The sequence below is a fragment of the Methylobacterium planeticum genome (assembly GCF_008806345.1).
GTDB lineage: Bacteria > Pseudomonadota > Alphaproteobacteria > Rhizobiales > Beijerinckiaceae > Methylobacterium > Methylobacterium planeticum.
This window is the reverse complement of sequence record NZ_VZZJ01000038.1, coordinates 1-23809: the sequence shown is the minus strand read 5'-3', so window position 1 is coordinate 23809 and position 23809 is coordinate 1. Positions and strand designations below refer to the sequence as shown.

The window sequence follows — 23809 nt, the reverse complement described above, 5'->3', positions numbered from 1 at the left end:
ACACGATGCCCGAGGTTATTTTCACGGGTCCGGCCGGTCGTCTCGAGGGGCGCTATCAGGCCCCCAAGAAGAAGGGCGCCCCAATCGCCATCGTGCTGCACCCGCACCCCCAGTTCGGGGGCACGATGAACAATCAGATCGTGTACAATCTTTTCTACACCTTCGCCAATCGCGGCTTCGCGGCCCTGCGCTTCAACTTCCGGGGCGTCGGGCGCAGCCAGGGCGCGTTCGATCACGGCTCGGGCGAGCTCTCGGACGCGGCCGCCGCCCTCGACTGGGTGCAGTCCGTCAACCCCGAGGCGCGGGCCTGCTGGATCGCCGGGGTGTCGTTCGGCTCCTGGATCGGCATGCAGCTGCTGATGCGCCGCCCCGAGATCGAGGGCTTCATCTCGATCGCCGCGATGGCCAACCGCTACGACTTCACCTTCCTGGCGCCCTGCCCCTCCTCAGGCCTGTTCGTGCACGGCTCCGAGGACCGGGTGGCCCCCGCCCGCGAGGTGATGCCGGTGATCGAGAAGGTGAAGACCCAGAAGGGCGTCATCATCGAGCACCAGATGGTCGAGGGCGCCAACCACTTCTTCGACGGCAAGGTCGACGAGCTGACCCAGACCGTCGACACCTATCTGGACAAGCGCCTCGGCAAGCGGGAAGAGGCCGCCTGAGGCGGGGGGCACGGCGGTGACGGGCATGGGCGTCGCCCGTCACGCCCGTGTTCACCCGCCGCCCTGCCGCGCCGGGGCACGTCGGTGCCCGCTGGAGCAGATCTAAAAATATCGTTGAAGTTGTTAATTCCGTGCATATCTGCGGATTGCGCAACCTGAGCGCAACACGCAGGAGATTTGCATGGCCGATGACCTCACCCGCCGACGTCCTGAAGACCCGTCCAAGATCAGCCTGACCGAGAGGTGGGAGGTCGATGACTGGACAAAGAAGTTCGGTGTGACCGAGGCCGCATTCAGAGACTGTGTGGAGCGGGTCGGCAACAGCACAGCCAAGGTCGCGGCGTGTCTCGGGAAAGCGTGGCCTTAAGAAATCCTCTGACGCGTTGCGGACGCGAACACAGCGATGTCTGTGCTCGCCTCGCGTTTCAAAGCCTTCAGGCCCCGGCGTGCACCACCGGCACGGCGGGCGCCCCCTCCCATTCCGAATGGGCCGGGATCGACTCGCCCTTCATCACGATGGTGAGGGGACGCAGCCGGGCGTAGTCGCCGACGCGGGTGTCGTAGAGGACCGTCGAGAAGGCGCCGACCGAGACGCCCCGCCCGACCGCGACCCGGCCGACCTTCATGATCCGGTCTTCGTAGAGATGGGTCTGGAGGGCCGAGGTCCGGTTGATGGTGGCGTAGTCGCCGATGGTGACGCAGTCGAACTCGGTGATGTCGGTGGTGAGCATGCACACGCCCTGCCCCACCTTCACGCCGAACAGCCGAAGCGCCCAGGGCAGGAACGGCGTGCCCTGCAGGTGCTCGAGCAGGACCTTGCCGGCGAGCCCCCAATACGCCACCGCGATGGCCTCGGTGCGCATGGCCCACCATGACCACATCGGCCGCATGCCGGGCTGGTAGCGGCCCATCAGCAGCCATTTCAGGCCGATCACCGCGGAGGACTGGATCATCGCGATGGCGACGCTGACCACCACGAAGCTGACGGCGAGGCCGACCCAGTCGCCCGCCAGGATCGCGGGGTAGAAGTACCAGTCGATCGCCGTGATCGCCAGGGTGATGTAGAGCATCGGCGAGAACGAGGTCGCGAAGGCCTCGAAGACGCCGCGCCGCAGCTTCGGGCCGAGGCCCGGCTCGTAGGTCTGGGCGAGCGAGCCGAGATCGACCTTCTGGCGCACCGGCAGCTTGATCGGCGGCGAGCCGAACCAGGTCTCGCCCGGCGCCATCATCGCGTTGGCGGGGGGCTTCGACTTGATGCCGATGAGGACGTCGTCGGGGATCACGGCGCCGGGCGGCACCACCGCGTCGTTGCCGACGAAGACCCGCGCGCCGGTGCGGGCCTCGTGCAGGTGCATCCAGCCGCGGCGGATCTCCTCCTCGCCGTAGACGACCTCGTCGGCGATGAAGTTGCGGGCCCCGACCTCCGCGAGGTCGTGGCGGCTGCCGAGGTTGGTCGAGATCTCGGCCCCCTGCCCCATCCGGGCGCCCATCAGCCGGTACCAGGCCCGCATGTAGACGGTGGCGAAGAGCGACGACAGGGTCTCGAGGGTGACCTCGGCCGCGAGCGCCACGGTCCATTTGCGGAGGTAGAAGCCGGAATGGACCGAGTAGGTCCCCGAGCGCCGGCGCGGCAGGATGATCCAGCGGATGCCGGCGATGAGCAGCACCGTGCCGGCGGTCATCAGCATGGCGGTGGGCCAGGTCAGCAGCGGCAGATACCAGTGGTAGTCGATATCCGTGAGGTCGCCGAGGGAGTCGCTGATCTGGTCGAAGATGAAGAAGGCCGGGAAGATCGGCAGCAGGCCGACCGCCGGGATCGCGGCGAGCAGCAGCGTGTAGGCGGCGAGGAAGGCGGCGCGGCGGCCGGTGCCCGCCGGGGCGGGGTCCGGCAGGACGCTCGGATCGGCGATGCCGACCTTGCGGCCGGGCGAGCCGTCCCAGATCTCGCGTGCCCCGACCCGGGTCCCTGACGGGATCGTGGTGAGGTCGGCGATCTCGGCCTGATCGCCGATCACCGTGTCGTGGCTGATCACGCAGGAGGTGCCGATGGCGACGTCGCCGCCGATCGAGACCGTGCCGATGACGAGCTCGTTGCCGACCACCTCGGCGTTGGCGATCACCAGGCGACCGCCGAGCGAGGCCCCGTCGCCGATCCGCAGGAGATCGGGCGCGCCGATGTCGATGTCGGAGATCAGCGCGTCGCGGCCGACCTTGGCACCGAGCAGGCGCAGGTAGATCACGATGGCGGGCGAGCCCTGCAGCCACTTCACGTGGACGAGGGGCGTCAGGCGCTGCGTCAGCCACCAGCGGTAATAGTAGACGCCCCAGAGCGGGTAGCGCCCGGGCCGGGTGCGGCCGAGGATCAGCCACTTGGCGGCCACCGCGATGCAGGCCGTGACGGCGTTGATGGCGATGTAGACGAGGAGGAGCACGCCGAGCTCCCCGAAGAAGCCGAGCGAGCCGCCGGTGAGCAGCAGGTAGGTGACGAAGATGCCGAGCCATTGCGACGTGGCGAGGGCGATCACGACCGGGAGGGCGACCGCCTGGGCGAGGCCGCAGAGCGCGCGCCGCAGGAGCGGGGGCGCGGCGAAGGAGAGGTCGCGGATCGCGGCCTCGGAGCCGGCGCCGCCGTTGCGCTCGATCAGGGCCTCCGACATCGCCCGCAGGGTCCGCCGGGCATAGACGTCCTGCAGGGTGATGGCGGCGAGCGCCGGGCTCTCGCGCACCGCCGAGACGAAGCGGGCCGCGAGCAGCGAGTGGCCGCCGAGATCGGCGAAGAAATCACCCTCCAGGGGGATCGGCTGGGCGCCGAAGACCTGGTTCGCAGCGGCGAGCAGGGCCGCCTCGGTGTCGTTGGCGGGGGGCTCCTGCTCACCCTCGACCGCCGCGACCGTGAGGGGCGCCACCCTCAGGGCCTTGCGGTCGACCTTGCCGGAGGTCAGCCGCGGAAGGACCTGCACGGATTCGAAATGGCCCGGCACCATGTAGGGCGGCATCTGGGCCGCGAGGGTCTGGCGAAGGGCCGCCCGGTCGAGCTCGGCCCCGCGCTCGGGCACCAGGAAGGCGACGAGCCGGTCGACGCCGTCGTCCTGGCGCAGGACCACCGCCGCCTGGTTGATGCCGGGCTGCGCCTGGATGCGCGCCTCGATCTCGCCGAGCTCGACCCGGAACCCCCGGATCTTGACCTGATCGTCGATGCGGCCCTGGAACAGGATGTTGCCGGCCGCATCGAGGGTCACGGCATCGCCCGAGCGGTAGAGAATCGGGTCGGCCCCGTCATCGGTGAACGGGTTGGCGACGAACTTCTCCGCCGTCAGCTCGGGGCGCTGGAGATAGCCCCTGGCGACGCCGGGGCCGCCGATCAGCAACTCGCCCTGCTGGCCGGGCGCCAGCAAGTTCAGGGCCTCGTCGGCGACGTAGACCGTGTAGTTCGGGATCGGGCCGCCGATGGTGACGGGCACGCCCGGCCGCATCTCGGCCGCCGTCGCCACCACGGTGGCCTCGGTCGGCCCGTAGGTGTTGAAGAGCTTTCGCGAGGGCGTCGCCCAGCGGGCGACGAGGGGCTCCGGCAGGGCCTCGCCGCCGAGGAGCACGAGGCGCACGCTCGGCAGGTCCTGGCTGATCATGGCGAGGAGCGTCGGCACGGTGTCGATTACCGTGCAGCCCGCCCGCGTCAGGATGCCGGGCAGCGCCTCGACGTCGCCCATCATGGCGGGCGAGGCGACGAACAGGGTCGCGCCGACGAGGTAGGGGACCCAGATCTCCTCCATCGAGAGATCGAAGGCCACGGAGGCGCCCTGGAACACCACGTCGTCCCCGCGCATCCCGTAGAGGGCGTTCCCCGAGCGCAGGAAGTGGCAGATGTTGGCGTGGCTGATGACGATGCCCTTCGGCACGCCGGTCGAGCCCGAGGTGTAGATCAGGTAGGCCGGGTGCTCGGGCGTGAGGCCCGCCGCCCGCAGGTCCGGCAGCGCCGCGTCGGCGGGGGGGCCGTCCGCGAGGGCGTCGAGGGTCAGGGCGGGGGCGGCGTCAGGGGCCCCGGGCCGCAGGGTTGGCGAGACCAGGAGCGCCTTGGCCGCGGCATCCGTGAGGCAGACCGCGACGCGGTCGGCCGGCGCCTCGGCGTCGAAGGGCAGCCACGCCGCCCCCGACAGGGTGATGCCGATCTGCGCGACGAGGAGATCCGGCCCCCGCGCCATCCAGAGGCCGACGACGTCGCCGGGGCCGATGCCCCGATGGGCGAGCCCCCGGGCGATCGCCCCGGCGCGCGCGACGACCTCCGCGTAGGTCAGGTGCGGGTGGGGCCCGGCCTCATCCGCCCGCGACCCGTCGATCAGGGCCGGGTGGTCGGGGCGCGCCGCCGCGGTCGCCAGGAAGATCTCGGGCAGGACCTCGTCGCGGATCAGCTCCGGCTGGACCGGCCCGCGCAGGAAGGCCTTGCCCACCAGGCCCTCGGGCTCCGGGCGCGCGTCCGCCGCAGGCTGCACCTTGGGCCGGGTCATCTCGGCGAGACTGCTCATCCGCTGCTCCGCTGCCGGCCCCGATCGTCCGGGGACCGCAATACCTGCCGGTCCATGGTCCCGGATCGTGCCGTTATCGAGGCGGGCCGCCGCCCGGCGCGCCCGCTGCCCCGCCGGCCGGAGGGACTGCGCGCAGGATGCCGGAGGACGATCACGCGAATCCGCCCCCGATCGGGGGAGCGGATCGCATTCATATAGGGTGTTTCCTTGAATAGGGTTTGAATGCCGGGCGCCTCAGGCCCAGCGCCAGCCCGCCGCGTCGAGCACGAGGACGGCGCCCTGCCGCACGCCGATGCGCGGGGCGGCCCGGGGATCGAGATGGCCGAGCGCCACCAGCATGGCGCGGGCGATGCCGCCATGGGCCACCACCACGGTGGTGCCGCGCAGGGCCGCCACGACGGGTGCGACCCGCTCGGTCAGCATCGCGTAGCTCTCCCCTCCGGCCCCGGGGGGCTGGTAGCCCCAGCGGTCGCGGTCGCGCGCCGCCGCGCCCGCGGGATCGCGCCGCCGGATCTCGGCCCAGGTCGAGCCCTCCCAGGCCCCGAAGCCGATTTCCTTGAGGCGCGGGTCGGTCCGGTAATCCTCGGGCGGCAGGTTCAGGCAGGCCCGCAGGGCCTCCATGGTGCGCCGGGTCCGGATCAGGGGGCTGGCCACGAAGTCGGTCCCCGCGAGGGTGTCCCCCGTCAGCGCGCGCAGCCGGTCGGCGGCTTCCTCCGCCTGCCGCAGGCCGGTGGCGTTGAGGTGGGTGTCGCGCTGCCCCTGCAGCCGGCCCTCCGCGTTCCAGTCGGTCTGGCCGTGGCGGACGAAATAGATGGTCGGCATCCCGGGCCTCACGCCGCCGCCCGAACTCGGCCGCTCTTGCCGGAACGGCTCAACCTGCCGAATGTTGTCGCACTCACGCGACCCTCCTGGCGCCCCAGCGGGGGCGCGTCGATTGCGAGCAATAGAATTTCGTCATGTCGAAAAAGCACGGCAAGCATGGTCGGGGCCAGCGCGGCGAGGGGACAGGCGTAACAAAGTCGCAGGACTCTCGCGAGCCCGGGAGCCGATCGGATCCGGCGCGCGCCGAGGAAACCCGGAAGGACGGACGCAAGGGCGCGTCGGCGAAGGAGCCCGGAGCGCAGACCAGGGGCTCGCGCCGGCAGGCGGCGCGCGAGGGGGCGCCGTCCTCCGCGCTCTGGGCCTCGGCCGCCGCCGAGATCGCCGGCCTCAGCCCCGCCCTGATCGGCGCCCACACGCCCGCGCTTCCGCCCGCCGCCATGGGCATCGTGACGGTCGAGCCGGGCCGCGCCTGCGACCTCGCGCGGATCGATCCCGACGCCGACGGGGGCTACGACAAGGAGGAGGCCAAGGCGGCGCTCGGGGTCGAGCGCGCCCGCATCCAGAGCCTGCAGGAGCGGCTCTACGCGGAGCGCCGGCGCAGCCTCCTGGTGGTGTTCCAGGCGATCGACACCGGGGGCAAGGACGGCACGATCCGCTCGGTGCTCGAGGGCGTGAACCCGCAGGGCTGCCGGGTCTGGTCGTTCAAGGCGCCGAGCACCGACGAGCTCGACCACGACTTTCTCTGGCGCTACCACAAGTGCACGCCGGGGCGCGGCATGATCGGGGTGTTCAACCGGAGCCACTACGAGGACGTGCTCGTGGTGCGGGTCAAGGACCTCGTGCCGCAGGAGGTCTGGCGCGCCCGCTACGGTCTGATCAACGATTTCGAGCGGCTGCTCACCGCCTCCGGCACCACCCTGCTCAAGTTCTTCCTGCACATCTCGAAGGACGAGCAGAAGGAGCGGCTCGAGGCCCGCATCGCGGACCCGGAGAAGCACTGGAAGTTCGATCCGGCCGACCTCGTCGAGCGCCGGTCCTGGGATGCCTACCAGGCCGCCTTCGACGACGCGCTCACGCGCTGCTCGACCCCCTACGCCCCCTGGCATGTGGTGCCGGCGAACCGGAAGTGGTTCCGCAACCTCGTCGTCGCCCGCACCATCGCGGACACGCTCGAGGCGATGGACCCGCGATTCCCGGAGGCCCGCGAGGGCATCGGCGGCCTGACGGTCCCGGATTGACCGAGGGCCCGGGCGTTCGAGCGCCCGGGGGCGGCGGGCGGCCCGATCCGGCCTGCCCGGCGCGCCGGCCTCAATCCTTGTCGAGGGAGAGGTCCGGGGCCTCGGGGTTCTTCATGCCGACGACGTGGTAGCCCGCATCGACGTGCAGGATCTCACCGGTCATGCCGCGGGACATGTCGGAGACGAGGTAGGCGGCGGTCTCGCCGACCTCGTCGATCGTCACGGTCCGGCGCAGCGGCGCATTGTACTCGTTCCACTTCAGGATGTAGCGGAAATCGCCGATGCCGGAGGCCGCCAGGGTCTTGATCGGCCCGGCCGAGATCGCGTTGACCCGGATGTTCTTCGGGCCGAGATCGGCCGCGAGGTAGCGCACCGACGCCTCGAGGGCGGCCTTGGCCACGCCCATGACGTTGTAGTGGGGCATCCACTTCTCGGCGCCGTAATAGGTCAGCGTCAGGAGCGAGCCGCCGTTGCGCATCAGCCTCTCGGCACGCTGCGCCACGGCCGTGAAGGAGTAGCAGGAGATCAGGAGGGACTTGGTGAAGTTGCCCTCGCTCGTCTCGATGTAGCGGCCGGTCAGCTCGTCCTTGTCCGAGAAGGCGATGCAATGGACCACGAAATCGATGCCCTCCGGGAAGACCCGGTCGGCCTGCGCGAACACGGCGTCGATCGAGGCCGGGTCGGTGACGTCGCAATGCCCGATCACGTGGGCGTCGAGGTCGCGCGCCAGGGGCTCGACCCGCTTCTTCAGGGCGTCGCCCTGGTAGGTGAAGGCGAGCTTGGCGCCGTGCGCATGGGCGCTCTTGGCGATGCCCCAGGCGATCGAGCGGTTGTTGGCGACGCCGAGGATCAACCCGCGCTTGCCCGTCAGCAGCCCGCTCCCGGTGGGGCCGGAGCCGTCGCGATCGTGAGCCGGGTCGATATCCGCCATGAGTCACCTGAAACGAAACGCCGAGGCGCGCCGGGACGGGAACCCGGCCGCGGATGCGGTCGGGACCTGCGCGCCGCGGGCATCCTTAGCGGAGGTGCGCGGAGGACGGAAGTGCGGGCACGGATCGCGTGCCGCCGCGTGCGCCCGCGTGCCCCTGTTTCGCGGGACGACGGCGCTTGCGCGCGGCGCGCCGAGCCGGCGCGGGATCGCGTCCGCCCGCCATTCCGGCCCGTCCCGACGACGGCCTACCCCGTCCCGACGACGGCCTACTCGGCCCGGGCGCGCCGTGCCCGCGCGTACTCGGTCAGGACCGGATCGTCGCCGGGCGGCAGGGTGATGGCGGTTGTGGCGAGGAGGTCGCCCCGGCTGCCGTCCTTCTTGGGCAGCCCCTTGCCGCGCAACCGGAAGGTGCGGCCCGAACTCGTCATCGGGGGCATCCGCATCTCGACCGCCCCCGTCAGGGTCGGGACCCGGATGGCGCCGCCGAGGACGGCGTCCTCGAGCGGCACCTCGACGCTGGCGCGCAGGTCCGCGCCCTCCACGGTGAAGCGGGGATGGGGCAGGACGTGGATGGTCAGGAGCGCGTCGCCGGGCTCGCCGCGGGCGCCGCCGGGCTGGCCGAGGCCGCGCAGCCGGATGGTCTGGCCGTCGACGACGCCCTTGGGGATCATCACGTCGACCTCGCGCCCGCCGGGCAGGGCGAGGCGCAGCTTCTCCTCGCTCGAGACCTGCTCCAGCGTGACCTTGAGCTCCGCCGCGACGTCCTCGCCCCGGGTCGGGCCGCGCTGGAAGCCGCCGCCCATGCCGCCGGGCCCCCCGGGCCCCGCGCCGCCGGCGCGGAACGCCTCGCCGAACAGGTGCGAGAAGATGTCCTCGCCGATCCCGCCGCCGCCGCGCTGGCGGCCCATCCCCTCGAAGTCGAAGGAATTGGCACGTCCGCCGCCCCCGCCGCCGAAGCCCGAGAAGCCTTCGAATCCGGTGGCGCGGGGCTTGCCCTCGGCGTCGATCTCGCCGCGGTCGAACTGCGCGCGCTTCGTCGCGTCGCCCAGGATCTCGTAGGCGGAGTTCGCCTCGGAGAAGCGGTCCTTCGCCTTGGCGTCGTCCTTGTTGCGGTCGGGATGGTAGGTCTTGGCAAGCTTGCGGAAGGCCTTCTTGATGTCGGCCTCGCTCGCGCCCTTCGGGACACCCAGAATGTCGTAAGGATTGCGCATCGGACTTTCGGATTTCGGTGCCGCGCGTGGCGGGTCACAACAGGTCCCCCGTCATGTGGAGGATGTGTTGCTTCTTTGCAACGCGGTCTCCGGCAAAAGTCGGCGCAACGGCGCGCCGCGTCAAGCCGCAGGTTCGCATTCGGACCGGGCGACGCCGGCGTCCCGGGACCACAACGTCCCAATGCCCGTGCGCGTTGCCGCGGGCGGCGCCTCAGGTGGTTCTGCCGGGGCGCACGCGCTTGAGTTCCCAGCTGCCCCCCGAGAGCTTGCAGCCCGTGCCGCGCACGAAGCGGCTGTTCTCCGGCGTGATCACCGAGGCGAGGAAGTCGCGGCAGATCTCGTCGTTGGCGACGTAAGGCAGGCCCGTCGGGTTGACCGAGCCGCGCAGGCTCGTCTCCGGATTGTCCCACTTCACCGGGCGCCCGTTGCCCTGCGGATCGAGGGCGACGGTCAGCGCCGCGTGGGCCCGGCGCCAATCCTCCTCGCCGAGGTCGGCGCCGAAGCTCGTCGGCCGCCGAGCGATGCTGCCCGTCACCGTGGGCTCCGGGCTCATCTCGGCGACCTCCGCGGGCTTGGCGGCCTCGCTCTGGAAGATCAGGAGCGGCTGGCTGCAGCCGCCGATCGGCAGCAGGAGGCAGAGGGCGACGAGGGGCCCGGCCGGCATGCCGGCCCTCGGGCGCGTAAAAGTTCGACGGGAGAGCCGCTGTGTCGCTGCGGCGGGGCCTTTACAGTCGCGACGACGCATTACACCTGAACTCACGACGGGACGACGTGCTCGATCACACTCCACGTCGGTGCCCCCGACCCGGATGTCACAGGCGAGGAATAGACCTTGGACCAGTTAAGGATCGATGATTCCGCGCCGCAGGATGCGGCCGACTTCACCCTGAGCGAGGATCCGTTCGGGCTGTTCGCCGCCTGGATGGCGCGGGCCGAGGCCGCCGAGCCGGAGGATCCGAACGCGATGGCGCTCGCGACCTGCGGGGCCGACGGGCTGCCGGACGTGCGGATCGTGCTGCTGAAGGGCTTCGACCGGCGCGGCTTCGTCTTCTATACCAATGTCGGATCCGCCAAGGGCGAGGAGCTGGCGCAGAACCCGCAGGCCGCCCTCGTGCTGCACTGGAAGAGCCTGCGCCGGCAGGTGCGCGTCCGCGGCCGCGTGACGCGCGTCACCGCGCAGGAGGCGGATGACTATTTCGCGAGCCGGCACCGCGAGAGCCGGCTGGGCGCCCTTGCGAGCCGGCAATCGCGGCCCCTTCCCGACCGGGCGACCCTGATGGCCGAGGTGGCGGCGCTCGCCGCCCGCTACGAGAACGCCCCCGTGCCCCGGCCCGAGCACTGGACGGGGTTCCGCATCGAGCCGGTGAGCATCGAGTTCTGGCAGAACGGCGATTTCCGCCTGCACGACCGCGTCCGCTTCACCCGGATCGGCGAGACCGCGCCGGACGCGGCCTGGAGCCGGTCGCGCCTCTATCCCTGAGGTCGCGCCGGTAAAGGCACGTTTCTTGTCAAATCCAGAGGGACGTCCGCGTGGACTCTACTTTTGGACTTATTTTGTTTATTCAACGTTCGGCCCCGGACGGTCCCCGAACATAAGGTCTTAAAGCAGGATTCCTATGGTTACCGATGAGTCAAGCCGTCCTTGGCCTGACGCATCATCAGCGTACCTTCATGCCCATTCCCCCATCGATCGGCGGGGACCGGCCCGGCCGGCTCCCCGTGCGGCATCGTCCCGGGTATCCCGCCTTCGGCCTCGTCGCCCGTCTCCTCGCTGCGCCGATCCTGACCGTGCCGATCCTGGGCGCCCTGGCCCTGATCGGATCCGGGCCGGCCCGCGCCCAATACGCGGCCGGAACCGGCGCGAGCGCGACGGGGGCCGGCGCGACGGCGGTCGGCGAGAATAGCAGAGCCGACGGCACCGCCGCGACCGCCGTCGGACGGGATGCCCTGGCGATCGGTCCCTACAGCTTCGCCCAGGGGAGCAACGCTTTCGCGGGCCGCGCCGGCACATCGACCGGAGGGACGGCGGGGGGCATCGCGATCGGCTACAATGCCGTGGCCGGAGATGCGTTTTTCGGCTCCAACATCGCGATCGGAAGCTATGCGACCGCGACCAGCCCCAACTCGGCGGGCGACAACATCGCGTTCGGAAACCAAGCCAGCGCGACCGGCCTCGATTCCATGGCGATCGGCGGCCAGACCACGGCGAGCGGGCGGAACAGCATCGCCATCGGCAACAACTCCACGGAGAGCGCCGCCGACAACGCGACGGTGCTCGGCGTGGCCGCGAAGGCCACGGGCGCCGCCGCCGGCTCCGTCGTCCTCGGCGCCAACGCCCGGTCGAGCACGGCCGGCGGCGTCGCCCTCGGGTTCGAATCGGTGGCCCTGCGCGGCGCCCTCAACGGCACGGAGGCGTTCTCCGGCACGGCGGTGTCCGGCACGCTCGGGGCGGTCTCGGTCGGCAACGCGACGAATCTGCGGCAGGTCACCAACCTGGCCGGCGGCACCCAGGACACCGACGCGGTCAACCTGCGCCAGCTCCGCGGCGCCGGCAACGCCCTGGCGGGCGCCCTCGGCGGCGGGGCCGTCTTCGCGCAGGACGGCACCCTGACGGCGCCGAGATATTCCGTGCAGGGCCAGGTCCTGAACACGGTCGGGGGCGCCATCAGCAACCTCGACACCGCGATCACGACGCTCAACACCGACGGGAGCCGCTACTTCGCGGTCCGGACCACGGGGCCGGCCGCGCAGGCCGTCGGCACCGACAGCGTGGCGATGGGGGCCGGCGCCAGCGCCCTGAACCTGCGGGGCGTCGCCCTCGGCTCCGGGTCGGTCGCCGACCGTGCCGGGCTCGCGGGCGCCGCAGAGGCCTTCTCGGGCACCCGCGTGGCCTCGACGGCGGGCGCCGTCTCGGTCGGGACGATCGGGTCCGAGCGCCAGATCACCAACCTGGCCGGCGGTACCCAGGACACCGACGCGGTGAACCTGCGCCAGCTGCGCGGCACCGGCAACGCCCTGGCGGGTGCCCTCGGGGGCGGCGCCGTGTTCGCGGCGGACGGCACCCTGACGGCGCCGAAATACACCGTGCAGGGCCAGGTCCTCAACACGGTCGGGGGCGCCATCAGCACCCTCGACGCCGCGATCACGACGCTGAACACCGTCGGGAGCCGCTACTTCGCGGTCCGGACGACGGGGCCGGCCGCGCAGGCCGTGGGCACCGACAGCGTGGCGATGGGGGCCGGCGCCAGCGCCCTGAACCTGCGGGGCGTCGCCCTCGGCACCGGGTCGGTCGCCGACCGCGCCGGGCTCGGCGGCGGCGCGGAGGCCTTCTCCGGCACCCGCGTGGCCTCGACGGCGGGCGCCGTCTCGGTCGGGACGATCGGGTCCGAGCGCCAGATCACCAACCTGGCCGGCGGCACCCAGAACACCGACGCGGTGAACCTGCGCCAGCTGCGCGGCACCGGCAACGCCCTGGCGGGCGCCCTCGGGGGCGGCGCGGGCTTCGACCAGGATGGCCGCTTCACCGGCCCGAGCTACGCGGTCGGCGGACGCAGCTACGGCAGCGTCGGCGGCGCGATCACCGCGCTCGACAGCACCGGGGTGAAGTACGACGTCGACGCGTCGACGGGCGGGCGCGCCAACAGCGTCACCCTGGCGGGGGGCGATCCGAACCAGCCGGTCCTCCTGCGCCGCGTCGCGGCCGGGGTCGCGGCGACCGACGCGGCCAATCTCGGGCAGGTGACCGCGCAGGTCGCCAAGGCCCGGGGCGAGAGCTTCGCCTACACCGACCAGCAGGTCGCCGCGGGCTACGGCCAAGCCGTCCGCTACACCGACCAGCGCGTCGCCGTCCTCGATCGGCGGATGGACGGCGTCGGGCAGCAGGTCGGCCAGTTCGGCCAGCAGATCGGCCGGATCGAACAGCAGGTCGGCCAGCTCGACCGCCGCGTCGGGAGCCTCGAGGAGCGCGTCGTCGGCCTCGGCAGCGCGGTGTCCGGGCTGTCGCGCGAGGTCGGCAACGCCAAGCTCGAGGCACGGCGCGCCGCGGCGGTGGGGCTCGCCGCCGCATCCCTGCGCTTCGACGATCGCCCGGGCAAACTCAGCCTCGCGGCCGGCGGCGGCGTCTGGCGCGGCGAGGGCGCGGGGGCCTTCGGGCTCGGCTACACGCTGCCCGACGGCTCGGCCCGCCTCAACGCCACCGGCGCCACCACGGGCCGCGATTTCGGCTTCGGGGCGGGCGCGAGCTTCACCCTCGATTGAGGGCCGCCATGGCCGCCTCCCCCGCGGGCTCCGGGTTCGGAGCGACCGGCCGCCGGGCCCGAGCCCGGAAGGGCGGAGCAAAGTCCTCCGCGATGCGCGCCGGCCTCGGGGCGCTCGGCCTCGTGCTCCTCGCCGGGGCCTCGCCAGAGGCGCCGCAGCTGCGGGGCCTGAGCGCGCCCGAGGCCGGCGCGCCGGCGCCGGATCCGGAGCCGGCCTACCGTCTCAAGCCCGCCGACATCGCGGTGCCGGAGGGCGCGCCGCGCGGCAGCGTGCGACGCCTGATCCAGCCCTTCGGGCCCTGGACCCTGATCTGCGACGAGGACCTTCGCCGCCGGACGAAGATCTGCAACGTCTCCCAGACGATCCTCGACCGGTCGGGCGTCGTCGCCTTCAGCTGGTCCCTGTCCGCGACCCGCGCGGGCGCCCCGGCCTTCATCCTGCGCGCGCCGATCGCCGGCCCGGCGCGTCCGCTCCTGACCCTGCGGATCGCGGCCGCCGGCCCCCGGGCGATCGACCTCGCGCGCTGCGACGCGCGCCAATGCCTCGGCTTCCTCCCGGTGACGCCGGGGCTGCGGGCCGCGATCCGGGCGGGGGCGGCGGTGGAGATCGCCTACCGGGCGGACGCGGAGGCGGCCCCGATCCGGCTCTCCACCACCCTCGACGGCCTCGCGGGCGCCCTCGCGGCCATCCGCTGAGGCCGCCTCTACCGGATCAGCGGCGGCAAGGGCGGGGGCGCGCCGCCCGGCAGGGCGGTGCGGGCCATGTTCATCGACATGGCCAGGAGGGCGTAATAGCCGTTGATGCCGGCCAGATCGATGGCGCCCTGCTCGCCGAAGCGGGCGACCACCGCCGCGTAGGTCGCGTCGCTCACCGCCTTGTTCTGCCGCAGCTCGCTCGAGAAGGCGTAGGCCAGGGCCTCGTCGTCGGGCATCTGGCCGGGCCGGCGGCCCTCCCGCACCGCCTCGACGATCGCCGGATCGAGCCCGGCCTTGAGGGCGATCGGGGCGTGGATGTGCCACTCGAGCTGCTGCGTCCATTCCCGGGCGACCAGCAGGATCACGAACTCGCTGATCTTCAGGGGCAGCACGCTGTTGTAGCGCAGGTAGAGCCCCATGTTGCTCGCCGTGATCATGAATTCGGGGCTGCGCAGGAGCGGCACGAAGGGGCCGAAGACCGGCGTCTTGCGGGTGCGCTCGAACTCCGCGGCCGCCCGCGTCTGCGCCTCGCTGAGCTGACCGGCCGGGATCTCCGGCATCCGGTCCTGCGACTGGCCGGGTTGCGTCATGAGCGTCAGTCCCAAGAGTGCTGCGAGCGGACGGAGGGCGGCGGGCGGGCGCATCGCGGGTCCTCGGCGAGATCGCCCCGGCCGGCCCGGGCGCGGGATCGCCGCGTGATCTTGTCCGCGGCGGCCCCGCGTCAAGGGCGCGCATGCCGATCGTCGCGCCGATCGCGCGGGCGGGCACGGCCGAAGATGGGCGAGGGACGAGGCCTGCCGGGGTTGCTGCGGCGCGGCACGGACCCTGGATTTCCCGTGGCGCGCCCCTTACACCTGGGAGGCTGCAGAGCCCGCCGGCGGAACCCTCGCCGGCCGGGCCCGCGGATCGAGAGGCAGGGCCTTGGCCATATCCAATGAACGTCGGCGCGTGATGCTGCTCACGGGTGCGAGCCGCGGCATCGGCCACGCCACCGTCAAGCGGTTCTCCGCCGCGGGCTGGCGCGTCATCACCTGCTCGCGCCACCCCTTCCCGGAGAACTGCCCCTGGGAGATGGGCCCCGAGGACCATCTCCAGGTCGACCTCGCGGATGCCGAGGACACGGTCCGGGGCGTCCGCGAGGTGGCCGAGCGCCTCGCCGCCGAGGGCGGGCTGCTCCACGCCCTCGTCAACAATGCGGGCATCTCGCCCAAGGGCCCCGAGGGCGAGCGCCTCGGCGCGATCTCGACGCCCTGGGCCGATTGGCAGCGGGTGTTCCAGGTGAACGTCTTCGCCCCGATCCTGCTCGCCCGGGGCCTCTGCGACGAGCTCACCCGCGCCAAGGGCTCGATCGTCAACGTCACCTCGATCGCGGGCTCGCGGGTCCACCCCTTCGCGGGGGCGGCCTACGGCACCTCGAAGGCGGCGCTCGCCGGCCTCACCCGCGAGATGGCCGCCGATTTCGGCCCCCTGGGCGTGCGGGTCAACGCGATCTCCCCCGGCGAGATCGACACCTCGATCCTCTCGCCCGGCACCGAGAAGCTCGTCGAGCAGATCCCGCAGCGGCGCCTCGGCACCCCCGACGAGGTGGCCAAGGCGATCTACTTCCTGTGCACCGAGGCCTCGTCCTACGTGACCGGGGCCGAGCTGCACATCAACGGCGGACAGCATGTCTGAGCGCCGGCGGCCGGCCTGGCTGCTCGCCTGGCTGCTCTCCGGCCTGCTCGCCGCCGCGCCCGCCGCGGCCGACCCCGCCGTCGCGATCCTCGACCTGCCCTTCCGGGTGACCGCCATGCGCGGCCCCGGCAGCGAGGTCGCGGTCGCGGTCGCGACCTCCGGCCTCCTGCCGATCGCCCGCCCCAAGGGCGGCCGGACCGCCGACCCCGCCGCGCGGGGGAGCGAGGAGGACGAGGCTCCCCTCGTGGTGGTCTGGGGCGAGGAGGGCGGCGCGGCCCTCAGCCTCGTCGACGGCGCCGTGCGCACGACGCTCCTGGGCGCCGAGGCGATCGAGGGGCTCGCCGCCGCCGAGACCCCGCGCGGGGCGCTGCCGAACGCGCGGCGCGCCCTGTCGGGGCCGATCAGCGCCTACCTCACCGGGCCGACCCGGGCCATGGGCGGCGACGGCGCCAGCCACGCGGCCGGCCTCACCATCCGCGAGCGCCAGCCCGTGGCCGTGAGCGCCGAGCCGAAGCCGGTGCCGGTCGCCACCGCGACGGTCTCGGCCGGCCCCGAGGCCGTCTTCGCGCCGCGCCGGCCGCGCGTGGCGCAGCTCAACGGGCGGGCCGCCTTCGTGGCCGTGACGGCCACGGGCCAGGGCGCCTCCGAGCTCGTGGTGATCGGCCGGGAGGCCCCGAATGCCGCCTGGGCGGTCCTCGCCCGCACCCCGCCCCAGCCGGGAGGCGCGCTCAAGGTCGCGGCGATCGGGGATTTCTCCGGCACCGGGCCGCAGGTCGCGGCGGTGCGGGCGCCCGAGGGCGCCGGTGTGCTCCAGCTCTGGACCTACGCCCGGGGCGTCCTGACCCTCTCGGCCGAGGCCCCCGGCTACACCGACGGGATCGACAACGCGGACCTCGCCGCCACCCTCGACACCGACCGGGACGGCCAGCGCGAGCTCGCCCTGCCCACCGGCGACCGCGCCGCCCTCGCCCTCGTCTCCCTCAAGGGCGGCATCAGCGAGCGCGCCCGCATCCCCCTGCCCGCCCCCGCGGCCTCGGGCGTCGCGGCCCTCGGCGCCGGCGCCGGGACGCGCCTCCTCGTCGGCCTCGCCGATGGCCGCGTCGCCGTGATCCAGCTCGGCGGCCGCTCGTGAGCGAGGAAGATGGCCGCCTGTTTCCGGCCCGGCCCTTCGTGGGCGCCTCGATCGCGGTGATCCGCGACGGCCGCGTGCTGCTCGCCGCCCGCGCCAACGAGCCGATGCGCGGGGTCTGGACCCTGCCGGGCGGCCTCGTCGAGGCCGGCGAGGCACTGGCGGGCGCGGCCCTGCGCGAATTGCAGGAGGAGGTCGGCGCCGTCGAGGCGGTGGTCATCGGCGTCCTCAGCCCGACCGAGATCATCGTCCGCGACGGGGAGGACCGGGTGCGCCACCATTACGTCGTGCATCCCCACGCCGCGCTCTGGCGGGGGGGCGAGCCGCTGCCGGGCCCCGAGGCCCTGGCGGTGCGCTGGGCCGAGCCCGGCGAGATCGCCGCGCTCGCGACGACGCCCGGCCTCGACGGCACCCTGGCGGAAGCCTTCGCGGTGGCGGCCCGGCATCGCGCGGAGACGCCCGCGTGACGTCCCGCGCCCGGTTGCTCCCGACCCTGGTCCTCGCGGGCCTCGCGGCCTGCCTGGCATCCGCGCCCGACCCCGCCCCGGCCCAGTCGCGCGGCACGCAGAAGCCCGCCGCCAAGGCCCCCGAGAAGGAGCCGCCCCCGCCCCCCGAGCCGCCGCCCGCGCCCTACGACCGGGAGCTGATGCGCCTGTCCGAGATCATCGGGTCCCTCGCCTTCCTGCGCGGCCTCTGCGCCGAGCCGGACGCCGCCGAGTGGCCCGCCCGGATGAAGGCCCTGATCGAGGCCGAGGGCGTCACCCCGACCCGGCGCGACCGCCTCGCCGGGGCCTATAACCGCGGCTATCGCGGCTACGCCCTCACCTACCGGGTCTGCACCTCGGCGGCCCACGAGGCGGCCGGGCGTTTCGTCGCGGAGGGCGAGCGCCTGTCCCACGGCCTGGCGGCCCGTTTCGGAGGCTGATGCAGCCGCGACACAGGGGGCGCGCCTTGGAAAAAACGGGCTAATTCGAGCCCTCGCGTTAACCTCTTCGCAATTCCCGGCTGGTCGGGCGCGCCGGGGCCGCCTATCATCCTGGCCTCACGTCGGGCCTCTCTCCCGACGCAACTGATGCCGTGATCCCATGCAGAATCTCTCCGCACCCGCGCCCTTCGAGGCGGACGTCGACGAGAAGCGCGCCGCGCTGAGTTACGTCTCGGAGGCGTTCGCCGAGGGCTGTCTCGACGGCCTCGACGGGGATTGCATGGCCCAGGCCGCGCTGTTCGCGGCGTTCCAGGAACTCGTCACAACCTACGGCGAGGAAGCCACCGCCCGCTACGCGGAGGGCTTCCCCGAGCGCATCCGCGGCGGCGCCTTCACGACGACCCTGCATCATTGACGCGGGCGCGCCGGCCGGCGCGCATCGACCGGGGCGGCCCCCTCAGGCGGCGAGCGTCTCCTCGAACCGCACCGCCTCCCCCGTGCCGGGCCGGGCCAGTTCGCCCTGCCACATCACCGGGGTTCCGCGCACCAGCGTGCCGACCGGCCAGCCGGTCACGGTGACGCCGTCATAGGGGGTCCAGCCGCATTTCGAGGCGATCCAGCCGTTGCGGATGGTCTCGCGGCGCTTCAGGTCCACCACCGTCACGTCCGCGTCGTAGCCCACCGCGAGGCGGCCCTTGCGGGCGATGCCGAACAGGCGCTTCGGTCCGGCGCTCGTCAGGTCGACGAGGCGCGCCAGCGAGAGCCGGCCCGCCGCCACGTGGTCGAGCATGATCGGCACCAGCGTCTGCACGCCGGTCATGCCCGAGGGCGAATCCGGGTAGGGCTTGGCCTTCTCGTCGAGGGTGTGCGGCGCGTGGTCGGAGCCGAGGATATCGGCGACGCCCTGGCGCAGGCCCCACCAGATCCCGTCGCGATGGGCGGCGTCGCGCACCGGCGGGTTCATCTGCACCAGGGTGCCGAGGCGCGCATAGGCCTCCGTCCCGTCGAGGGTGAGGTGGTGCGGCGTCACCTCGACGCTCGCCACGTCCTTGTGTCCGGCGAGGTACCGCATCTCCTCCGCGGTGGAGACGTGCAGGATGTGGATGCGCGCGCCGGTCTCCTGCGCGAGCGCCACGAGGCGCCGCGTCGCCGTCAGGGCCGCCTCCGGCGAGCGCCAGACCGGGTGCGAGGACGGATCGCCCGGCACCCGCAGGTCCCTGCGGGCGCGCAGCATCGGCTCGTCCTCGGCGTGGAAGGCGGCGCGGCGGCGGATCCGGCTCAGGATCGCGCGCACCCCGTCATCGTCCTCGACGAGGAGCGAGCCGGTGGAGGAGCCGACGAAGACCTTGATGCCGGCGGCCCCCGGCAGGCGCTCGAGCGCGGCGACCTCGTGCGCGTTCTCGTGCGTGCCCCCGACCCAGAAGGCGAAGTCGCAATGCATCCGGTGATGCGCCCGGGCGATCTTGTCGGCGAGCGCCGCCGCGCTCGTGGTCTGCGGGTCGGTGTTCGGCATCTCGAACACCGTGGTGACGCCGCCCATCACGGCCGCGCGCGAGCCCGATTCGAGATCCTCCTTGTGGTCGAGGCCGGGCTCGCGGAAATGCACCTGCGTGTCGATGACGCCGGGCAGGAGGTGGAGGCCGCCGCAATCCCGGCGCTCCTGCGCCGGCGCGCCGGCGAGGTCGCCGACCGCCGCGATGCGCCCGCCGCGGATGCCGAGATCGGCGGCGTGCTCGCCGTCCTGGTTCACCACCGTGCCGCCGGTGAGGAGGAGGTCGAAGGGCTGGTCCATCGGGGGCGCTCCGTGCGGGCGGGTCTCTCAGGGGACAGGCGGCCCGGATTGAGCCCCGGGCAGGGGCGGCTTATGTCAGCGCCCGGGGCCGCGCAATGCTTGAGCCCCCCCTCGATCACCGGAGTCGCCATGCCGATCGCCCTGTTGCCGGACCGCGCCATCGTCACCGTCACGGGCGAGGCGGCGCAGGACTTCCTGCAAGGCGTGCTCACCTGCAACGTCGAGACCCTGCCCGAGGGCGAGGCGCGGCTCGGCGCCCTGCTGACGCCCCAGGGCAAGATCCAGTTCGATTTCCTGATCTCGCGCAGGCCGGACGGCTTCCGCCTCGACGTCGCGGCCGAGCGCGCGGCCGACCTCGCCAGGCGCCTCGGCCTCTACCGCCTGCGCGCCAAGGTGGCGATCGCGGCCGACCCCACCGTCGCGGTGGCGGCCGCCTGGGACGGGGCGCGGAGCGCGGCCGGGGTCGACGCCGCCGCGGACGGGCGCCTGCCCGGCCTCGGCGCCCGCCTCTACGCGGCGGAGGCGGCCTTCTCGGCGGATGCCACCGAGGCCGCCTACCACGCCCACCGCATTGCCCTCGGGGTGCCCGAGGCCGGCCGCGACTTCCCCTTCGGCGACGCCTTCCCGCACGAGGCCCTGATGGACCAGCTCGGCGGCGTCGATTTCCGCAAGGGCTGCTACGTCGGCCAGGAGGTGGTCTCGCGCATGCAGCACCGCGGCACCGCCCGCACCCGCTGCGTCCCCGTCGTCTACCGGGACGGCGAGGCCGCGCCCGCGGGCAGCGAGGTCGGCGCCGGCCAGAGGAGCCTCGGGACCACGGGCAGCCACGCGGGCGCCCGCGGCCTCGCCCTGTTGCGCCTCGACCGCCTCGCCGACGCCCTCGCGGCCGGCGAGATCCTCCGGGCCGACGGCCGCATCCTGGGCGTCGAGAAGCCCGCCTTCGCGACCTTCCCCTGGCCCACCGCCGCGGATGCCAGCGCGGTCTGACCGGCGCCGGAGCGGGACGCCGTCGCGGCCCCGGGCCGACGGACCCCGCGCGGGCAGCGCGATGCGCCCCCTCGCCCGTGCGGGAGAGGTGGGGCGGGCCGCCGTCCGGAGTGAGTCGTGGTTCCGGGGTGGCGCGGGTGGCACGCCGCGCCCCCTCTCCCGCGCGGGAGAGGTTTGCCCGCGGAAGCGGGCCGGGGTGAGGGGTGCGGGCTCTCAGGATAATCCGCACCCCTCACCCGGTGCGCGTGCCGCGCACTCGACCTCTCCCGGACGGGAGAGGTGGGCGCATCGTCGTTCCGGCGGGCCGGCCGGCGAGACCGGCAGGACAAGGCGGGGATGAGATCCGGCGCGGGCGGCGCCCCTCACCCGGCGCGCGCCCGTCGTCCGAGGCCCCGCCACGCATTGGCGTTTCCCGAGGCGCCCGCTAAAGCGGGCGGATGTCCGCGGAAACCGGCCTCATCATCCATCCCGACGGTTGCCCGCGCTGCTGGTGGGCCGGGCTCGACCCGGTCTACGTGGCCTATCACGACACCGAGTGGGGCGTGCCCGAGCGCGATGGGCGCGCGCTCTACGAAAAGCTGATCCTCGACGGGTTCCAGGCCGGATTGTCCTGGATCACCATCCTGAAGCGGCGGGACGGCTTCCGGCGTGCCTTCGACGGGTTCGATCCGGAGGCCATCGCCCGCTACACCGAGGACGACGTGGCCCGGCTGATGAACGATGCGGGCATCATCCGGAACCGCGCCAAGATCGTCGGCACGATCGCGGGCGCCCGCGCCTTCCTGCGGATCGAGGACCGGGGGCCGGGATTCTCGCGCTTCCTCTGGGACTTCGTGGAGGGCCGCCCGCTCCAGGGAGGCGCCCGCAGCCGCGTCGAGATCGCCACCGAGACGGAGGTGTCCCGCCGGATCTCGAAGGCCCTCAAGGCGGAGGGCTTCGCCTTCGTCGGGCCCACCATCGTGCACGCGTTCATGCAGGCGGTCGGCCTCGTCAACGACCACCTCGTCGGCTGCCACCGGCACCCGGCCTGCGCCGCCCTCGGGCAGGACGGGCCGGACCGGTCCCGATGAGCGCCCGCCCGCCGCGGGCGTGGCAACGGATGCTGTCGGGCCGCCGCCTCGACCTCCTCGACCCCTCGCCCCTCGACATCGAGATCGCCGACATCGCCCACGGCCTCGCCCGCGTCGCCCGCTGGAACGGGCAGACGGCGGGCCCGCACGTGTTCTCGGTGGCGCAGCACTCCCTCCTCGTCGAGGCGATCGGCCGCCATCTCCTGCCCGCGCACGGGCCGGCCGAGGGGCTGGAGCTGCTGCTGCACGATGCCCCCGAATACGTGATCGGCGACATCATCTCGCCCTTCAAGGCGGCGATCGGCGATTCCTACAAGGCCGTGGAGCGCCGGCTCCTCGCGGCGATCCGCGTGCGCTTCGGCATGCCGGCCCCGAGCCCGGCCTTCCTCCGCCTCGTCAAGCGGGCCGACCGGCTCGCGGCCCGGCTCGAGGCGACGCGCCTGGCGGGCTTCTCGGCCGAGGAGGCGACGCGGTTCTTCGGCCGGCCCGAGCCCCTGCCCCCCGGGGCCGAGGCCCTGGCCGAGCCCTGGCCCACCGCTGAGGCGCAGGGGCGCTACCTCGACCGGTTCCGTGCCCTGATGGAGTCCTGATCGGCGATGCCGCACGTCCATGTCTGCTCGCTCTCGCGCCTGCACGAGACCGTCGTCGCCACCGGCGCCGGCCATATCCTGACCCTGGTGACGACGGGGTCGCGGGTCGAGCGGCCGGCGAGCGTCGCTGCCGAATGCCACGGCATCGTCGGGGTCAGCGACATCGTGGCGGCGCGCGAGGGCCACGTGCTGCCGGGCGAGCCGCATGTCCGCCAGATCCTCGACTTCGTGGCGGCCTGGCCCCGGGAGAAGCCCCTGGTGATCCACTGCTACGCCGGCATCAGCCGCTCGACCGCGGCGGCCTACATCGCCGGCTGCGCCCTCAACCCGGGGCGCGACGAGGCGGACCTCGCCCGGGCGCTGCGCCGGGCCTCGCCCTCGGCGACGCCGAACCGCCTGTTCGTCGAGATCGCGGACCGGCTCCTCGGGCGCGACGGCCGCATGGTGGCGGCGATCGCGGCGATCGGGCGCGGCGCCGACGCCTTCGAGGGCGAGCCCTTCCATTTTGTCTTCGCGTGAGACTCGACTTTCGCGAGACTCGACCTTCGCGAGACTCGACCTTCGCGAGACTTGGCCTTCGCGAGACTTGGCCTTCGCGAGACTTGCACTTCACGAGACTTGGCCTTCGCGTCGGCCTGCGCGTGAGGCTGCGGCCGTATGGCCCCGGACATAAAAATCCGGGGTGTGACCCAAACACCGCCCCCCGCCGCGAATCAGCCGCCGGCCCCCCGTCGCAGGGTTGTGCCCGACCTCCGCCCGGACTTAGAACCGCACCAAAGGGATACGAGGGATGACCGACGCCCGACCTGCCGCCGCCCCGCCGGCCGATCTGCCCGCGACCGCGAACCTGCCCGGAGCCGCGAACCTGCCGTTCGAGGCGGCCCTCGAGCAGCTCGAGGAGATCGTGCGGCGCCTCGAGCGCGGCGATGTGCCCCTCGATGAATCCGTCGCGATCTATGAGCGCGGCGAGGCGCTGAAGCAGCATTGCGAGATGCTGCTGAAGCGGGCCGAGGCGCGCATCCAGCGCATCACCCTCGGCCCCGACGGCAGCCCCGAGGGCGTCGCGCCCCTCGACGTCGCCTGAGATCCCCATGCGCCTGAGCCCCTCATGCGCCTGAAGCTCCCCTGCACGCGGTCGCCGCGCGCCCTCGACCCACGCCCCGGTCCGCCCCCTCGGCACCCGGCCGCGTGCGCGTCTCCCTCCCGGATATGAGGTTGGTTCTGTGTCAGTCTCGGTGACCTCCCCCCTGGACGGCTTGGCGACGCCTGCGGATCTGCGGCGTTTGCCTGAGGGCGAGCTGCAGGC

General features: G+C 73.1%; 23 protein-coding genes. 16 read left to right on the top strand and 7 right to left on the bottom strand.

What is annotated here, in order from left to right:
- Nucleotides 1-5: 5 nt before the first annotated feature.
- On the top strand, nt 6-662 hold the full coding sequence (locus F6X51_RS25215; RefSeq protein WP_150966623.1) for an alpha/beta hydrolase: 657 nt from the start codon (nt 6-8) through the stop codon (nt 660-662).
- A 181-nt stretch (nt 663-843) separates the two neighbouring features.
- A complete protein-coding gene (locus F6X51_RS25210; RefSeq protein ID WP_150966622.1) occupies nt 844-1029 on the top strand; it encodes a DUF3606 domain-containing protein in 186 nt (61 codons plus the stop codon).
- A 67-nt stretch (nt 1030-1096) separates the two neighbouring features.
- On the opposite strand, the gene F6X51_RS25205 is transcribed toward F6X51_RS25210, so the two are convergent.
- Nucleotides 1097-5182: a Pls/PosA family non-ribosomal peptide synthetase gene (locus F6X51_RS25205; RefSeq protein ID WP_150966621.1), complete on the bottom strand. Its 4086-nt coding sequence runs from the start codon at nt 5180-5182 to the stop codon at nt 1097-1099.
- A 234-nt stretch (nt 5183-5416) separates the two neighbouring features.
- Nucleotides 5417-6004 carry a histidine phosphatase family protein gene (locus tag F6X51_RS25200; RefSeq protein WP_150966620.1) on the bottom strand — a complete coding sequence of 196 codons (588 nt, stop codon included), beginning with the start codon at nt 6002-6004 and terminating at the stop codon, nt 5417-5419.
- Between the two features lie 134 nt (nt 6005-6138).
- Between F6X51_RS25200 and F6X51_RS25195 the strand changes: the two genes are divergently transcribed.
- Nucleotides 6139-7242, top strand: a complete 1104-nt coding sequence (locus F6X51_RS25195; protein ID WP_246697000.1) for a polyphosphate kinase 2 family protein — start codon at nt 6139-6141, stop codon at nt 7240-7242.
- 70 nt (nt 7243-7312) lie between these two features.
- Here F6X51_RS25195 and fabI read toward each other — a convergent pair whose 3' ends face one another.
- The 3 genes from fabI to F6X51_RS25180 form a co-directional block, all read right to left on the bottom strand.
- Complete coding sequence (fabI, locus tag F6X51_RS25190; protein ID WP_150966619.1) at nt 7313-8173, bottom strand: enoyl-ACP reductase FabI; 861 nt, start codon at nt 8171-8173, stop codon at nt 7313-7315.
- A 266-nt stretch (nt 8174-8439) separates the two neighbouring features.
- Nucleotides 8440-9384: a DnaJ C-terminal domain-containing protein gene (locus F6X51_RS25185; RefSeq protein WP_150966618.1), complete on the bottom strand. Its 945-nt coding sequence runs from the start codon at nt 9382-9384 to the stop codon at nt 8440-8442.
- A gap of 211 nt (nt 9385-9595) precedes the next feature.
- Nucleotides 9596-10129 carry an RT0821/Lpp0805 family surface protein gene (locus F6X51_RS25180; RefSeq protein WP_150966617.1) on the bottom strand — a complete coding sequence of 178 codons (534 nt, stop codon included), beginning with the start codon at nt 10127-10129 and terminating at the stop codon, nt 9596-9598.
- Between the two features lie 87 nt (nt 10130-10216).
- On the opposite strand from F6X51_RS25180, the gene pdxH reads away from it, so the two are divergent.
- The 3 genes from pdxH (at nt 10217) to F6X51_RS25165 (ending at nt 14336) form a co-directional block, all read left to right on the top strand.
- The gene (gene pdxH / locus F6X51_RS25175; protein WP_150966616.1) at nt 10217-10864 is read left to right on the top strand and encodes a pyridoxamine 5'-phosphate oxidase; all 648 of its coding nucleotides are present in this window, start codon (nt 10217-10219) and stop codon (nt 10862-10864) included.
- A 191-nt stretch (nt 10865-11055) separates the two neighbouring features.
- Nucleotides 11056-13641 carry a YadA-like family protein gene (locus F6X51_RS25170; RefSeq protein ID WP_150966615.1) on the top strand — a complete coding sequence of 862 codons (2586 nt, stop codon included), beginning with the start codon at nt 11056-11058 and terminating at the stop codon, nt 13639-13641.
- An 8-nt stretch (nt 13642-13649) separates the two neighbouring features.
- Entirely contained in the window at nt 13650-14336 is a 687-nt protein-coding gene (locus F6X51_RS25165) for an invasion associated locus B family protein (protein ID WP_150966614.1), read from the top strand.
- Nucleotides 14337-14344: 8 nt separating this feature from the next.
- Here F6X51_RS25165 and F6X51_RS25160 read toward each other — a convergent pair whose 3' ends face one another.
- Entirely contained in the window at nt 14345-14926 is a 582-nt protein-coding gene (locus F6X51_RS25160) for a carboxymuconolactone decarboxylase family protein (protein WP_150966613.1), read from the bottom strand.
- A 361-nt stretch (nt 14927-15287) separates the two neighbouring features.
- Between F6X51_RS25160 and F6X51_RS25155 the strand changes: the two genes are divergently transcribed.
- From F6X51_RS25155 to F6X51_RS25135, 5 genes are all read left to right on the top strand, one after another.
- Nucleotides 15288-16010, top strand: coding sequence for an SDR family NAD(P)-dependent oxidoreductase (locus F6X51_RS25155; RefSeq protein ID WP_150966635.1), 723 nt, complete (start codon nt 15288-15290; stop codon nt 16008-16010).
- On the top strand, nt 16003-17142 hold the full coding sequence (locus F6X51_RS25150; RefSeq protein ID WP_150966612.1) for a hypothetical protein: 1140 nt from the start codon (nt 16003-16005) through the stop codon (nt 17140-17142). Before F6X51_RS25155 ends, F6X51_RS25150 begins: the two co-directional genes overlap by 8 nt.
- On the top strand, nt 17139-17606 hold the full coding sequence (locus F6X51_RS25145) for an NUDIX hydrolase (protein ID WP_150966611.1): 468 nt from the start codon (nt 17139-17141) through the stop codon (nt 17604-17606). The genes F6X51_RS25150 and F6X51_RS25145 overlap by 4 nt, the downstream gene beginning before the upstream one ends.
- Nucleotides 17603-18064 carry a TIGR02301 family protein gene (locus F6X51_RS25140; protein WP_246696998.1) on the top strand — a complete coding sequence of 154 codons (462 nt, stop codon included), beginning with the start codon at nt 17603-17605 and terminating at the stop codon, nt 18062-18064. Before F6X51_RS25145 ends, F6X51_RS25140 begins: the two co-directional genes overlap by 4 nt.
- A 160-nt stretch (nt 18065-18224) precedes the next feature.
- Nucleotides 18225-18479, top strand: a complete 255-nt coding sequence (locus F6X51_RS25135) for a hypothetical protein (protein ID WP_150966610.1) — start codon at nt 18225-18227, stop codon at nt 18477-18479.
- Between the two features lie 42 nt (nt 18480-18521).
- Here the strand turns inward: F6X51_RS25135 and F6X51_RS25130 are convergent, their stop codons facing one another.
- Nucleotides 18522-19856 carry a dihydroorotase gene (locus F6X51_RS25130; RefSeq protein ID WP_150966609.1) on the bottom strand — a complete coding sequence of 445 codons (1335 nt, stop codon included), beginning with the start codon at nt 19854-19856 and terminating at the stop codon, nt 18522-18524.
- 129 nt (nt 19857-19985) lie between these two features.
- On the opposite strand from F6X51_RS25130, the gene ygfZ reads away from it, so the two are divergent.
- The 5 genes from ygfZ to F6X51_RS25105 all read left to right on the top strand — a co-directional run bounded on the left by ygfZ (nt 19986) and on the right by F6X51_RS25105 (nt 23587).
- A complete protein-coding gene (gene ygfZ, locus F6X51_RS25125) occupies nt 19986-20843 on the top strand; it encodes a CAF17-like 4Fe-4S cluster assembly/insertion protein YgfZ (RefSeq protein ID WP_150966608.1) in 858 nt (285 codons plus the stop codon).
- Nucleotides 20844-21280: 437 nt separating this feature from the next.
- Nucleotides 21281-21913, top strand: a complete 633-nt coding sequence (locus F6X51_RS25120; RefSeq protein ID WP_150966607.1) for a DNA-3-methyladenine glycosylase I — start codon at nt 21281-21283, stop codon at nt 21911-21913.
- A complete protein-coding gene (locus tag F6X51_RS25115) occupies nt 21910-22503 on the top strand; it encodes an HD domain-containing protein (RefSeq protein WP_150966606.1) in 594 nt (197 codons plus the stop codon). Before F6X51_RS25120 ends, F6X51_RS25115 begins: the two co-directional genes overlap by 4 nt.
- A gap of 6 nt (nt 22504-22509) precedes the next feature.
- Entirely contained in the window at nt 22510-23022 is a 513-nt protein-coding gene (locus tag F6X51_RS25110; protein ID WP_150966605.1) for a tyrosine phosphatase family protein, read from the top strand.
- Between the two features lie 271 nt (nt 23023-23293).
- Nucleotides 23294-23587, top strand: coding sequence for an exodeoxyribonuclease VII small subunit (locus F6X51_RS25105; protein WP_150966604.1), 294 nt, complete (start codon nt 23294-23296; stop codon nt 23585-23587).
- Nucleotides 23588-23809: the final 222 nt, after the last annotated feature.